Source organism: Streptomyces sp. NPDC007905 (genome assembly GCF_042959345.1).
Taxonomy (GTDB): Bacteria; Actinomycetota; Actinomycetes; order Streptomycetales; family Streptomycetaceae; genus Streptomyces.
In genome coordinates, this window is the sequence record NZ_JBIBKS010000021.1 from 79,056 (window position 1) to 92,706 (window position 13,651).

The window sequence follows — 13,651 nt, forward strand, 5'->3', positions numbered from 1 at the left end:
TTGCGCGAAGGTTGCTTCGGTGTGGGCCAGTTGAGTGAGTATCAGCCCTTCTTCAGCACCAGCTCGGTGTTCCGGTCGGCCGCGCTGCCCGCGAGGGTCTTTTTGGCGCCGGGGGCGTTGTAGGCCAGCTCCCGGTAGAGGGCGGCGAGGCCGGTCTGGGAGAGGTCGGCGTAGTCGGTGCGGTGCGGGGCGGCGGACTCGATCAGGGTGGTGAAGAGCGAGAGCGTGCCGTCCTTGTTGTCCACCAGCTCGACGACCCGGGCGAGTTGGGGGTGGTCGACGTGCGAGGCGGTGGAGATCTCCCAGAAGGAGCGGCCGCCGGAGGCCTGGTGCGGGGTGATGACGTTCTTGTGGATGTGGCCGTTCACCCAGGCGAGGACGTTGGTGTGGGCGGTGAGCACGGAGACCACCTCGGCGCCGTTGTGGCGCCGCTCCCCGGGGTGGGCCGGGTCCGGGCGGGTGTTGGTCATCGTCTTGCTGGTGTGGTGGCTGAAGACGACCGCGTAGGAGTCCTTGTTGTCCTTCAGCGTCCTGTCGAGCCACTTCAGCTGGGCGGTGCCGATGGAGCCCTCGTAGTGGCCGCCGGCGTCGGTGGTGTCGAGGCTGATGCCGATGACGTCGTCGGAGATGCGGAAGGCGTAGTACTGGGTGCCCGCGTCGAGGTTCGCCGAGGAGTAGCCGTGGCCGGCCGGCCCGTGGCCCTGGTGGGCGGGGTCCAGGTGGGCCTTGAGGAAGTCGGCGGAGGTGTAGGGGGCCCGCTTCTGGTCCGCCGTGACCGAGCGCGTCGAGCCGGCGTGGGCCTTGAGGAAGTCGCGGTAGCCGACGCCCTTGGGGTCCTTGGCGTTCTTGATGGCGTCCTGGAGCTTCTTGGCGTCGGCGGCGGACACGCTCATCAGCTTCTTGCCGCCGATGGCCGCCTCGGCGAGGTAGGGGTCGCCGTGGGAGCCGTAGCAGCCGAGCGGGAGGGCGTCGTGGTTGCCGACGGTGGAGTACCAGGGCAGGTCGAGGCCGGGGCTGCGCACCTCGCGGATCGCGGCGGCCAGGAAGCCCTTCAGGTGGGGGAAGCCGAGCGCCTTGTCGCCGTCGCGGGCGGTGGAGTCGGGCTGCCAGTACAGCTTCAGGCCGCTGTTCTGCACCCCCTCGTAGTGCCGGGGGTCCCCGGAGTTGGGGGTGATGCGGCCGCCGCTCATCACCTTCATGAACCACTCCAGTTCGGAGTGGGCGTTGTTGTCGGTGTTGTCGCCGGTGGTCATCACGAAGTGGAGCGGGGCGCCGGTGACGGGGGCGCCCCGCAGCGCGTTGACCCGCTCGACGAGCGAGATGGCGCCGGGCACGGTCAGCGCCTCGTGCGGGCGCCAGGCGTGCGGGTCGGTGGAGCGCAGGAACTCCAGGCGCAGCGGGTGCTGGACGTCCATCAGGTGCAGATCGGTGAACTGCACGAACGCCGCGAGGGTCGTACGGCGGCCCGCGCGGCCGGACTTGGGGGCGGCCAGCTCGCCGCGCACGACCCGCTGCCAGCCGGGGCCGTCGCCCAGGCGCCGGTAACCGGAGCTGTTCCGCGGTGCGGCGACGGAGGCGAGGGTGGTGCCCTTGGTGTAGGGCGCGAGGGGGGTCGCCGCGGAGGCCCGCCGGGAGTGGGCGACGGGCGCCTCCGTCTCCGACGAGGTGGTGGCGGCCTGGCTGTCGGTGGGACGCAGGGCGTAGCCGAGGCCCGCGGAGAGCGAGACCGCTCCGGCGGCGGCGAGGACGGTACGGCGGTGGACCCCCAGTGCGGAGGTGGCGACAGAGCGTATGCGCGACATGGCGCGATCTCCCCGGGTGCGAACGCATCGGCAGTGGTCGCGGGCCGTCACAGGCACGAACGCCCCGCTCGCTCTGGATGGTTGGCACTGGGGATGACCTGCGCGTGAACGCGGCGGCAACGCGCAACGCCGATCACCGTACGTGGATCACGGGGTGGACGGTGCGGTCATGGAGCGGATGGCGGGTGGCCGGGGAGCGGTTGCTCCTCGTTCATCTCCTGGGGTAGGGGAGAGGCTCCGGGGCCCGCGTGACCGGCCGCCGGCCGGTCACGCCACAGGCGCAGCGCCACGTCGACCAGGTGCACCCGGTTCAGCCCGGACACGGCGTCCAGGTCCTGCCAGGCGGCGAGGTCGGTGGAGCCGCCGACCTCATTGCGGAGCTCACCGCCCACGATCTCGCCCTCGTAGACGATCCGCACTCCGTGGTGGTCGGTGCGGCGGCGCAGGCCGCCGCCGTGGAAAACGCGGCGGGAGGAGTCCACGCCGAGGAGGCCGGTCACCCCGATGCGGTAGCCGGTCTCCTCGGTCACCTCGCGGCGGACGGTGTCGTACGGGTCCTCGCCGTGCTCCATGCCGCCGCCCGGCAGCACCCACTCGGGGGTGCCGTCGGGTCCCGGCGAGCGGGCGAGCAGGATCTGTCCGTCGCGGACGCACACGGCGTAGGCCGCCACCCTCAGCTTCCGTCGCATGGACGGAAGTTAGCGCGTCGGGGCCGGATTGGCGGGCGAATATTCCGGCGCGGACCAGCGCAGCGGCAGGGCCGCCGGTGTCTCCACGGCCCGCGTGAGAACGAAGCGGACGGTCCGTTCGCCGCCGGCGGTGAACTCGGTGTGTGCCTCGCCGGTGAGCTGGAGGGTGGTGCCGGTCGTCCAGTCCAGCAGGAGCAGTCCGGCGCGCGGGTCGGCGCGCAGGTTGCCGAGGGTGCGGAACATGGCGTTTCCGGAGTAGTCCGGCCAGCTCAGTTCCTGCGGTGAGACCACCCGGACGAAGCCCGGGTTGCCGCCCCGGTGGCTGACGTCGGCGCCGTCGGCGTGCACGGTGGCCAGGAAGAAGGTGTCGGCCGCGGCGATGAACCGGACGTGGCTGCCGTCCAGTTCGGCGACCGAGCGCGGTGGGCCCGGCACGCGGTCCGGCACCCTCTCGTACGACTCCCGGCGCTGGATGTACCTCGGGCAGTTGGCGAAGACCTGGTCGGCCGCGACCGCGAAGCCCCGGGCCGTTGGCCGGAGGCGGCCGTTGAGGCGCATCCGGCGGCGGGTGCGCGGGTCGAGGGCGATGGTGGCGACGGGGGCGCCCGGTGCGGTCAGGGCCGTCGCGAGCGGGTCGGCCGGGGGTGGCCCTCCCGCGACGGACATCTGCCGTGGCCCGGTGGCCCGGACGAAGCCCGGGGCGCCCGTGATCGGCGAGGCCCACACCCGGCCCGTACCGGGGTCCGCGGCTCCCACCACCAGCAGGGGCTGGATCTCCAGGAAGGCCGCCGCGACCGGTTTGATGCCCTGGCCGAGCAAGCGGCCGACGTGGTCGGCGCGGTCACGGACGCCGAGCAGGTCCTGCACGGCGCGGGAACCCGCGTGATACACGCCCATGGCTAGAAGAAGCCGCAGGTCGGAGCGGAGGCGTGCGGGGCGGGGGCGTCCTCGGCGCCGTGCGGGACGGAGATCTCCAGCCGGGTGCCGTCCGGGTCGTGGAAGAAGATCCCGCCCGAGGCCGAGCCCTCCCGGTGGGCCACCAGGCCCTCGTGCGCGAACTCCACCCCGGCGGCCCGAAGCGCCGTCCCGTACTCCCGGACCCGGTCCACCGAGTCCGCCGTGAAGGCCAGGTGGTGCAGTCCGGCCAGGTCCCCGTCGTACGACCCGCGCGCCTGCTGCCAGAGGGTGAGAACGGGCCCCTCGCCCTCGCCCCCGTCCCCGTCCCCGTCCCCGTCCCCGAGGAACGCGTACCTGCGGTCGTCCTCCGTGCCCTCGGCCAGCAGGGTGAAGCCCAGTACGTCGCGGTAGAAGGCCAGCGAGCGATCGAGGTCGGTGACGTTCAGGCCGGTGTGGCCGGTGCGCAAGGTCATGACTCTCCCTTTCGAATTGTCTAACCGTCGTATGGGACATTAGGCGGTTAGACTCGGGGACGTCAACCGGTGACATACTCTTGACCGGTTAGCCAAGAAGGAGGGCCCGATGTCCACCGCCCGCGATCCCCGCCCGCTCACCGGTGAGCCCCTCGCGCTCGACCTGCTCAACACCCGCTGGAACAAGGAGGGCGTCGCCCAGGACCTGCTCGCCGACCCCGAGGGGCTCGCGGTGTGGCTGGCGAGCAACGGGCTCGACGACGCCCACACGGCCGACGCGGACGTACTGCGCCATCTGCGGCAGGCGCGGGAGGCGCTGAAGGCCACGGTGGACGGGTCACTGGCGCAAGGGGCGCCGCTCGTCGACGCCGTGCTCGGGCACGGGCGCATCCGGGCCCGGCTGACCGAGGAGGGTGCGGCCGAGGAGCCCGAGTTCGCCGACCCGTCCTGGGGGCCGGCCTGGCTGGCCGCGCGCAACTACCTGGACCTGCTCGCGCAGGCGCCGGACCGGATCCGCAGCTGCGCCCACGAGACGTGCGTCCTGCACTTCTTCGACACGTCGCGGAACGGCACCCGCCGCTGGTGCTCGATGGCCGCGTGCGGCAACCGCGCGAAGGCGTCCCGCCATTACGCCCGCTCGAAGGAAAACTGAGCAAATCCCGGACTATAGGGGTCCTATCCGCTCAAATCCCATCGCGGGTTTTCCCCATACATCCATTTCGATTCGGTCAACGGTCCCCAAAGTCCCATCCCTTGGGTAAAGCTGTGCGCTCGTCCGGCACTGGATTCTTTACCTACAAGGGATGCCGATGACCCACACCCCCGAGCGCGATCCCATACCCGGTCACAGACGCCTGGCCCGCATAGCCGTCGCCGTGGGCGTGGTGGCCGCTCTCTCGGCGACCGGGCCGATACCCCTGGCCCTCGCCACGGACGCGCCGCCCGCCACGGCCGCCGACCCCGGCGTCAAGTCCGCCCACGACAAGCTCGGTTCGGACGACTCCGATCTGCTCGCCGAGGCCAAGGCGGACGGCGACAAGAACGTCACGATGATGATCGCGACCACGCCCGGGAAGACGGAGCAGGTCGCCGCGGAACTGGACGCGGTCAAGGGCGGCTCCGTGGGCCGCACCTACGACAAGCTCGGCTACGTCCGGGCCACCGTGCCGACCGCAAAGGCGGACTCGGCCATCGCCGCCGCCGCGAAGCTGTCCTCGGTGCAGGCGATCGACCTCAGGCAGGAGATCGCGCTCGACGACCCGACGCCGGCCGCGGACACCGCGCAGGGCGCCAAGAGCGGGGGCTCGGCGGCCCCTTACTCCGGTTACTCCGGCCCCGGCAGGAACACCCCGGCGGAGAACCCGTACAACCCGTCCTTCGAGACCGGTGCCGTCGACTTCGTGCGGGAGCACCCGAAGGCGGACGGCCGGGGCGTCACCATCGGCATCCTCGACTCCGGCGTCGACCTCGGTCACCCGGCACTGCAGAGGACCACCACCGGCGAGCGCAAGATCGTCGACTGGGTCACGTCGACCGACCCGATCGTGGACAGCGACGCCACCTGGCGCCCGATGGTCACCGCCGTCTCCGGCCCCTCGTTCTCCTACGCCGGGCAGAGCTGGACGGCGCCGGCGGGCGCGTACGGGATCAGCACCTTCAAGGAGTCCGCCACCAACGGCGGCGACGAGGCGGGCGACCTCAACCGGGACGGCGACACCACCGACAGCTGGGGTGTCCTGTACGACCCGGCGGCCGGCACGGTCACGCTGGACCTGAACAACAACCACGACTTCACCGACGACACGCCGATGAAGCCGTACAAGGACGGCTACCAGGTCGGCTACTTCGGCACCGACGACCCGAAGACGGACGTCGTGGAGCGGGTGCCGTTCGTCGTGCAGATCCGCAAGGACGTGCCGATGGACCCGTACGGCGGGTCCTGGGTCGGAAAGAAGGCCGACTTCGTCAACATCGGCGTCATCGAGTCCGAGCACGGTACCCACGTGGCCGGCATCACCGCCGCCAACGGCCTGTTCGGCGGGAAGATGAACGGCGCGGCCCCGGGCGCGAAGATCGTCTCGTCCCGCGCCTGCACGTGGACCGGCGGCTGCACCAACGTCGCCCTCACCGAGGGCATGATCGACCTGGTCGTCAACCGGGGCGTCGACATCGTCAACATGTCGATCGGCGGCCTGCCGGCGCTGAACGACGGCAACAACGCGCGCGCCGAGCTGTACACGCGGCTCATCGACACCTACGGCGTCCAGCTCGTCATCTCCGCGGGCAACTCCGGTCCCGGCGCCAACACCATCGGCGACCCGGGCCTCGCGGACAAGGTCATCTCGGTCGGCGCGGCCATCTCCAAGGAGACCTGGGCCGCCAACTACGGCTCGGTCGTGGAGAAGAAGTACCAGCTGATGCCCTTCTCCTCGCGCGGCCCGCGTGAGGACGGCGGCTTCACCCCGACCCTGGTCGCGCCCGGCGCCGCGATCAACAGCACCCAGACCTGGCTGCCGGGCTCCCCGGTCGCCGAGGCGGGCTACTCGCTGCCGGCCGGCTACTCGATGCTCCAGGGCACCTCGATGGCCTCCCCGCAGGCCACCGGCGCCTCGGCGCTGCTGCTGAGCGCCGCCGAGCGGAAGGGCATCGACCTGACACCCGCCATGCTGCGCACGGCGCTGACCTCGACGGCCGACCACATCAAGGGTGCGCAGGCGTACGAGGAGGGTGCGGGTCTGATCAACATCGTGGACGCGTGGGACTCCATCAAGGACGACGCCATGGCCCACGACTACACCGTCAAGGCCCCGGTCGACACCGCGATCGACTACGCCCTGAAGACCCCGGGCTTCGGCACCGGCCTGTACGACCGCGAGGGCGGCCTGAAGACCGGCCAGAAGAAGACGTACGACGTCACCATCACCCGTACGTCCGGCCCGGACAAGGCGGTGTGGCACGAGCTGCACTTCGCGAACAACGCCGAGCGCACCTTCCGGATCCTCGGCGACGACGTCGTGAAGCTGCCCCTGAACCAGCCGGTGACGGTCAAGGTCCAGGCGGCCCCGCGGTCGGCGGGTCTCAAGAGCGCGATCCTGGAGGTCGACGACCCGAGGACGGAGGGGGTCGACAAGCAGATCCTCACCACCGTCGTGGTCTCCACCCCGGTGTCCTTCACCTACTCCCCGTCGGGTTCGGTGCAGCGCAACAGCACGCGGTCGTACTTCGTGACCGTGCCCGAGGGCGCCAAGTCGCTCGAGGTCGCGATCGGCGGGCTGAAGGACAAGAGCCAGACCCGGTTCATCGCGATCCACCCCTACGGCACTCCGGTCGACAACACCGGCACCCCGTACTGCTACCCGAACTACCTCGACGGCAACGGCTGCAAGCCCGACGTGCGTTCGTACGCGGACCCGCAGGCCGGCGTCTGGGAGATCGAGGTCGAGTCGCGCCGCACCTCGCCGCTGCTCGACAACCCGTACAAGCTGGACGTCTCCGTCCTCGGCGCGGCCTTCGACCCGGAGACCGTGACCGTGCCCGAGGCCAAGGCAGGCGCCCCGGCCACCGCCTCCTGGAAGGTCACCAACGCGTACGCGGCCCTCGACGGCAAGCTGGTCGGCGGTCCGCTCGGCTCCTCCAAGACGGCCCGCCCGTCCATCAAGCAGGGCGAGACGCAGACCACCACGGTGGACGTCCCGGCCGGCGCGAAGTCCCTCGACGTGGCGATCGGCAGCGTCTCCGACGCGGCCGCCGACCTCGACCTGACCGTGTACGACGCGAGCGGCAAGCAGGTCGCGCAGTCCGCCGACGGCGACTCGGAGGAGGCGGTCTCCATCCCGTCGCCGGCCGCCGGAACGTACACGATCCAGGTCGTGGGCTACTCGGTTCCCGCCGGTTCGACCGACTACGACTACCGGGACGTGTTCTTCTCGTCCTCGCTCGGCACCGTCACGGTCGACTCCTCGACCCCGGTCAAGCTCGGCACCGGTGACTCGGCCACGGTGACCGGCCAGGTCACGGCCGCCGCCGAGGCCCCCGCCGGCCGCGAGTTCTTCGGCCGGGTCCAGTTGGTGAACGCCCGAGGCACGGTCGCGGGCACCGGCAGCGTGAAGATCGAGAAGGTCACGCCGTAACGGAGTGGTCCCAGCTGAGGGGCGGGTGTCCGGAGGGACACCCGCCCCTCACGGTTCGCCGGTCGGCTCTGCGGAGGGGCAGGCGGTGTGGCGGGACGTGGGCAGTGCCTCGGTGATCCAGGCGCGGTTGGCGGCCACCCGGGCATCGCCGACGGCCCACAGGCCGGCGTTGTCCTGGCCCCGGTCGACCCCGATGAGCACATGCTGCCCCTTGCGCGGGCCGGGCTCGGCGCCGTTGTCGAGCAGGAAGGTGACCTCGGCCGGGCCGTGGGCGGGCTTGTAGGAGCGGGTCACGGTCAGCGCGATCCGGGTCCAGGGGGTCTGCTCCTGTGGCGCCACCTCGGACACGATGCCCTCCGCGACCAGTTTGTAGCAGGCGAGGGCCGACGCCGGGTCGGAGGGCCGCCCGTCGTCCCCGGAGTACTGGGCCGGCGCGGTGTCCGCGCTCTTCGCGTCGGCGGCGCTCCCGCTCATCGAGTCGTCCGCTCCGGAGTGCGTCGCGAGCCAGCCGAGCCCGACGACCAGGCTGAACGCCGCCACGCCGGCGAGCGAGCCGAGGGCGATGCGCAGGGCCCGCCGCGGGCCGGACGGCCGGCCCGGGAGTGGGGGGCGGGCCGGGCGTTCGGGACCCACGGGACGGGTGGCGCTCCTCGTGCGTTGTCCGGGCTGAGCGGACCGCGCGGGCCCTGTGGACCCCGCGCCTGCCGAGGACTCCGCAGAACCCGCGGACTCCGTGGACCCGGCGGCTCCCCTGGACTCCGTGGGTTCGGGCTCCTGCGCTGCCGACGCCTCGGCGTCCCCTGCCGCCGGCTCCCCCGCCGGCCTCTCCCCGGTCAGCGCCTCCGCGAGCCAGGCCAGCTGTTCCTTCAGCACTGCCACGTCGGCCTCGGCCGAGCGGTGTTCGGCCAGGAAGGCGGCGTCCCGGCGGGCCTCGTCCGGCAGGGCTTCGCCCGTGATCGCGGCCATGAGCGCGTCCATGCCGGCGTACTCCCCCGCGCCTTCCGCGCCCCCGTGTTCGGCGGTCACGTCACACCACCTCGTCCTCGTGCAGCCTCTCGCGCAGGGCGCGGACCGCCGTGTGCAGCCTGCTCTTGACCGTGCCCTCGGGAATGCCCAGCTCCTCGGCGATCCCGCGCACCGGCAGGTCGGCGAAGAAACGCAGGATGAGGACCTGACGCTGGGCGTCCGGCAGGTCGTCCAGGCCCCGGGCGACGACGAGGGAGAGCAGGCTGGTCTCCTCGCCGGAGGGATGCGCGGGCTCGCGCAGCGCGGCCAGCCGCTCCCCGAGCCGCTCCTGGCGCCGCTTGGCCCGGTGCCAGTCCATGGCCAGGTTGGAGGCGACCACCGCCGCCCACGCCGACACGTCCCGCGGCGCCTCGCGCCCGCTCGCGGCCCGTTCCAGCAGCCGCAGGCGGACCTGCTGCACCCCGTCCAGCAGGTCCGCCTGCGGCACTCCACCGAGCGCGAGCACCGCCCGCACCCGGCGTTCCTGGGCCGCGTCCAGTGGATCGTCGTCGATACGGCCGGTATGGTCCGCACCGGCGTACGCCCCCTGGTCGCGGCGCGCCCCTCCGCGCAGCACAAGCCACCCCCTCACGCGTTTGCCCCTACGACGCCCCAGCGGTCGGAAACGTTCGGCCGGGTGTCCGGGACATGCAGAGGCGTACGTCACACCGCCGTGTGGCCGGGGTCCGGACGGGCAGGGGCCGCACAGCACAGCTTTCGGCGCGGAGCCGCCGCCGAGGGAACATCTGCAGCTCAGCGGGGTGTACCACGGAGGTCCGGAACCGTCGGCCGGGTGATCGTGTCCCACTCCTCGGGCACGCGTCGCAAAGAATTGGACAGGTGGACCGGGGTCGGCCGCATGATGGAAAAGCCCCGGTCACGCAAGAAACACGCAGCAAGAACGCAGAGGGAGTCGCCGTGAGGGTCGGAATCGTCGGAGCCACCGGTCAGGTCGGCACGGTCATGCGCAGGATTCTCGTGGAGCGGAACTTCCCGGTCACGCAGCTGCGCCTGTTCGCCTCGGCCCGCTCGGCCGGGACCGTGCTGGACGGCGTGACGGTGGAGGACGCGGCGACCGCCGACTACACCGGCCTCGACATCGTGCTCTTCTCCGCGGGCGGCGCGACCTCCAAGGCGCTGGCCGAGAAGGTCGCCTCCCAGGGCGCCGTGGTGATCGACAACTCCTCGGCCTGGCGGAAGGACCCCGAGGTCCCGCTGGTGGTCTCCGAGGTGAACCCGCACGCGATCGCCGACCGTCCCAAGGGCATCATCGCCAACCCGAACTGCACGACGATGGCCGCGATGCCGGTCCTGAAGCCGCTGCACGAGGAGGCCGGGCTCGAGGCGCTGGTCGTCGCGACCTACCAGGCGGTGTCCGGCTCCGGTCTCGCGGGCGTGGCCGAGCTGCACGGGCAGGTGCAGAAGGTCGCCGCCGACGCGGACAGGCTGACCCACGACGGCGAGGCGGTCGACTTCCCCGAGCCGCAGGTCTACCAGCGCACCATCGCCTTCAACGTGCTCCCGCTGGCCGGCTCGATCGTGGACGACGGTCTGAACGAGACCGACGAGGAGCAGAAGCTGCGCAACGAGTCCCGCAAGATCCTGGAGATCCCCGAGCTGAAGGTCTCCGGCACCTGCGTGCGCGTCCCGGTGTTCTCCGGTCACTCCCTGCAGGTCAACGCCCGTTTCGCCCGCCCCCTCGCGCCGGAGCGCGCGACCGAGCTGCTCGGGGGCGCCCCGGGCGTCGCCCTCTCCGACATCCCGACCCCGCTGCAGGCGGCCGGCAAGGACCCGTCGTATGTCGGCCGCATCCGCCGCGACGAGACGGTGGACAACGGCCTGGCCCTGTTCATCTCCAACGACAACCTCCGCAAGGGCGCCGCGCTGAACGCGGTCCAGATCGCGGAGCTGGTGGCGGCGGAGCTGTCCGCCAGGTAGGGGACCGGGTGCGAAGGGGCGGTCACGTCGGCGTGACCGCCCCTTCGCATGCCCCGGGCTCATCGCCTTCCGTGTGGATCCCATGGAAGGATGGCGCAACCCACACATAACGAGGAGATGACCGCGTGCCTGGCACAAACCTGACTCGCGAAGAGGCGCAGCAGCGGGCGAAGCTGCTCACCGTTGACTCGTACGAGATCGATCTCGACCTCTCCGGCGCGCAGGAGGGCGGTACCTACCGGTCCGTGACCACGGTGCGCTTCGACGTCGCCGAAGGCGGCGCCGATTCCTTCATCGACCTGGTCGCCCCCGCCGTGCACGAGGTGACGCTCAACGGGGACGCGCTCGACCCCGCCGAGGTCTTCGAGGACTCGCGGATCGCGCTGCCCGGCCTGCTGGCGGGGCGCAACGTCCTGCGGGTCGTCGCCGACTGCGCCTACACCAACACCGGCGAGGGCCTGCACCGCTTCGTGGATCCGGTCGACGAGCAGGCCTACCTGTACACCCAGTTCGAGGTCCCGGACGCCCGCCGGGTCTTCGCCTCGTTCGAGCAGCCGGATCTGAAGGCGACCTTCCAGTTCACCGTGAAGGCCCCCGAGGGCTGGACGGTCGTCTCCAACTCGCCGACGCCCGAGCCCACGGACAACGTCTGGTCCTTCGAGCCGACGCCGCGTATCTCGTCGTACATCACCGCGCTGATCGTCGGGCCGTACCACTGCGTGCACAGCGTGTACGAGAAGGACGGGCAGAGCGTGCCGCTCGGCATCTACTGCCGTCCCTCGCTCGCCGAGTTCCTGGACTCGGACGCCATCTTCGAGGTGACCCGGCAGGGCTTCGACTGGTTCCAGGAGAAGTTCGACTACCGGTACCCGTTCGAGAAGTACGACCAGCTGTTCGTGCCCGAGTTCAACGCGGGCGCGATGGAGAACGCGGGTGCGGTGACCATCCGTGACCAGTACGTCTTCCGGTCCAAGGTGACCGACGCGGCGTACGAGGTGCGCGCGGAGACGATCCTGCACGAGCTGGCCCACATGTGGTTCGGCGACCTGGTCACCATGGAGTGGTGGAACGACCTGTGGCTGAACGAGTCGTTCGCCACCTACACCTCCATCGCCTGCCAGGCCTCCGCGCCCGGCTCGAAGTGGCCGCACTCGTGGACCACGTTCGCCAACTCGATGAAGACCTGGGCCTACCGGCAGGACCAGCTGCCGTCCACCCACCCGATCATGGCGGACATCCGCGACCTGGACGACGTGCTGGTCAACTTCGACGGCATCACGTACGCCAAGGGCGCGAGCGTGCTCAAGCAGCTCGTCGCGTACGTCGGCGAGGACGAGTTCTTCAAGGGTGTGCAGGCCTACTTCAAGCGCCACGCGTTCGGCAACACCCGTCTGTCGGACCTGCTGGGCGCCCTGGAGGAGACCTCCGGCCGCGACCTGAAGACCTGGTCGAAGAAGTGGCTGGAGACGGCCGGCATCAACGTCCTGCGCCCGGAGGTCGCCACCGACGCCGAGGGTGTCATCACCTCCTTCGCCGTCCGCCAGGAGGCCCCGGCCCTGCCCGCCGGCGCCAAGGGTGAGCCCACCCTGCGCCCGCACCGGATCGCGGTCGGCCTGTACGACCTCGACGCCGCGAGCGGCAAGCTGGTGCGCACCGAGCGCCTCGAGCTGGACGTCGACGGTGAGCTCACCGCCGTACCCGAGCTGTCCGGCAAGCGCCGCCCGGCGGTCATCCTGCTCAACGACGACGACCTCTCCTACGCCAAGGTCCGGCTGGACGAGGAGTCGCTGCGGGTGGTCACCGAGCACCTCGGCGACTTCGAGGCCTCGCTGCCGCGCGCCCTGTGCTGGGCGTCGGCCTGGGACATGACGCGGGATGCGCAGCTGGCCGCCCGCGACTACCTGTCGCTGGTGCTCTCCGGCATCGGCAAGGAGTCCGACATCGGCGTGGTGCAGTCGCTGCACCGTCAGGTGAAGCTGGCGATCGACCTGTACGCCGACCCGGCCACCCGCGAGGCGCTGCTCACCCGCTGGACCGACGCCACGCTGGCCCACCTGCGCTCGGCCGAGCCGGGCAGCGACCACCAGCTGGCCTGGGCGCGGGCCTTCGCGGCGACGGCCCGGACGCCGGAGCAGCTCGATCTGCTGGACGGGCTGCTGGAGGGCTCGCAGACGATCGAGGGCCTGGTCGTCGACACGGAGCTGCGCTGGGCGTTCGTGCAGCGGCTCGCGGCGGTCGGCCGCTTCGACGAGGCGGAGATCGCGGCCGAGTACGAGCGGGACAAGACCGCGGCCGGTGAGCGGCACGCGGCGACCGCCCGTGCCGCCCGACCGACCGCAGAGGCCAAGGCGGAGGCGTGGGCGTCGGTCATCGAGTCCGACAAGCTGCCGAACGCCGTGCAGGAGGCCGTGATCGGCGGCTTCGTGCAGACCGACCAGCGGGAGCTGCTCGCGCCGTACGCGGACCGGTACTTCGAGGTCCTCAAGGACGTCTGGGACTCCCGTTCGCACGAGATCGCCCAGCAGATCGCGATCGGCCTGTACCCGTCGGTCCAGGTCTCCGAGGAGACCCTCGCCAGGACGGACAGCTGGCTGGCCGCGGCCGAGCCCAACGCGGCCCTGCGCCGGCTGGTCTCGGAGTCCCGCTCGGGCGTCGAGCGGGCACTGAAGGCCCAGGCGGCGGACGCGGCGGCCGCCGAGTAGTCCCTCGTACGCCGA

General features: G+C 71.4%; 10 protein-coding genes. 4 read left to right on the forward strand and 6 right to left on the reverse strand.

The annotated features are described in order from the left end of the window. Positions 1-41: 41 nt before the first annotated feature. The 4 genes from ACFZDC_RS31530 to ACFZDC_RS31545 form a co-directional block, all read right to left on the reverse strand. Positions 42-1,802: a TIGR03767 family metallophosphoesterase gene (locus tag ACFZDC_RS31530; RefSeq protein ID WP_391329195.1), complete on the reverse strand. Its 1,761-nt coding sequence runs from the start codon at positions 1,800-1,802 to the stop codon at positions 42-44. Between the two features lie 167 nt (positions 1,803-1,969). Next, complete coding sequence (locus tag ACFZDC_RS31535) at positions 1,970-2,491, reverse strand: NUDIX domain-containing protein (protein ID WP_391329196.1); 522 nt, start codon at positions 2,489-2,491, stop codon at positions 1,970-1,972. Positions 2,492-2,500: 9 nt separating this feature from the next. Then, positions 2,501-3,388, reverse strand: coding sequence for a pyridoxamine 5'-phosphate oxidase family protein (locus tag ACFZDC_RS31540; RefSeq protein ID WP_391329197.1), 888 nt, complete (start codon positions 3,386-3,388; stop codon positions 2,501-2,503). A gap of 2 nt (positions 3,389-3,390) precedes the next feature. Beyond that, positions 3,391-3,861 (reverse strand): VOC family protein, encoded by a 471-nt coding sequence (locus ACFZDC_RS31545; RefSeq protein WP_391329198.1) that lies wholly within the window; start codon positions 3,859-3,861, stop codon positions 3,391-3,393. Positions 3,862-3,970: 109 nt separating this feature from the next. Here ACFZDC_RS31545 and ACFZDC_RS31550 point away from each other — a divergent pair, with 109 nt between their 5' ends. After that, positions 3,971-4,513 (forward strand): CGNR zinc finger domain-containing protein, encoded by a 543-nt coding sequence (locus ACFZDC_RS31550; protein ID WP_391329199.1) that lies wholly within the window; start codon positions 3,971-3,973, stop codon positions 4,511-4,513. Between the two features lie 157 nt (positions 4,514-4,670). Further along, positions 4,671-7,991 (forward strand): S8 family serine peptidase, encoded by a 3,321-nt coding sequence (locus ACFZDC_RS31555; RefSeq protein ID WP_391329200.1) that lies wholly within the window; start codon positions 4,671-4,673, stop codon positions 7,989-7,991. Between the two features lie 48 nt (positions 7,992-8,039). Here ACFZDC_RS31555 and ACFZDC_RS31560 read toward each other — a convergent pair whose 3' ends face one another. Continuing rightward, positions 8,040-9,017 carry a hypothetical protein gene (locus ACFZDC_RS31560; RefSeq protein ID WP_391329201.1) on the reverse strand — a complete coding sequence of 326 codons (978 nt, stop codon included), beginning with the start codon at positions 9,015-9,017 and terminating at the stop codon, positions 8,040-8,042. A 1-nt stretch (position 9,018) separates the two neighbouring features. Then, positions 9,019-9,573, reverse strand: a complete 555-nt coding sequence (locus tag ACFZDC_RS31565) for a sigma-70 family RNA polymerase sigma factor (protein WP_391329260.1) — start codon at positions 9,571-9,573, stop codon at positions 9,019-9,021. 341 nt (positions 9,574-9,914) lie between these two features. Between ACFZDC_RS31565 and ACFZDC_RS31570 the strand changes: the two genes are divergently transcribed. Then, on the forward strand, positions 9,915-10,934 hold the full coding sequence (locus ACFZDC_RS31570) for an aspartate-semialdehyde dehydrogenase (RefSeq protein WP_391329202.1): 1,020 nt from the start codon (positions 9,915-9,917) through the stop codon (positions 10,932-10,934). A 125-nt stretch (positions 10,935-11,059) separates the two neighbouring features. After that, on the forward strand, positions 11,060-13,636 hold the full coding sequence (pepN, locus tag ACFZDC_RS31575; RefSeq protein ID WP_391329203.1) for an aminopeptidase N: 2,577 nt from the start codon (positions 11,060-11,062) through the stop codon (positions 13,634-13,636). Positions 13,637-13,651: the final 15 nt, after the last annotated feature.

Bases quoted from the DNA above. Each gene is read 5' to 3' on its own strand.
- ACFZDC_RS31530 (WP_391329195.1), bottom strand. From the start codon at position 1,802: ATGTCGCGCATACGCTCTGTCGCCACCTCCGCACTGGGGGTCCACCGC.
- ACFZDC_RS31535 (WP_391329196.1), bottom strand. From the start codon at position 2,491: ATGCGACGGAAGCTGAGGGTGGCGGCCTACGCCGTGTGCGTCCGCGAC.
- ACFZDC_RS31540 (WP_391329197.1), bottom strand. From the start codon at position 3,388: ATGGGCGTGTATCACGCGGGTTCCCGCGCCGTGCAGGACCTGCTCGGC.
- ACFZDC_RS31545 (WP_391329198.1), bottom strand. From the start codon at position 3,861: ATGACCTTGCGCACCGGCCACACCGGCCTGAACGTCACCGACCTCGAT.
- ACFZDC_RS31550 (WP_391329199.1), top strand. From the start codon at position 3,971: ATGTCCACCGCCCGCGATCCCCGCCCGCTCACCGGTGAGCCCCTCGCG.
- ACFZDC_RS31555 (WP_391329200.1), top strand. From the start codon at position 4,671: ATGACCCACACCCCCGAGCGCGATCCCATACCCGGTCACAGACGCCTG.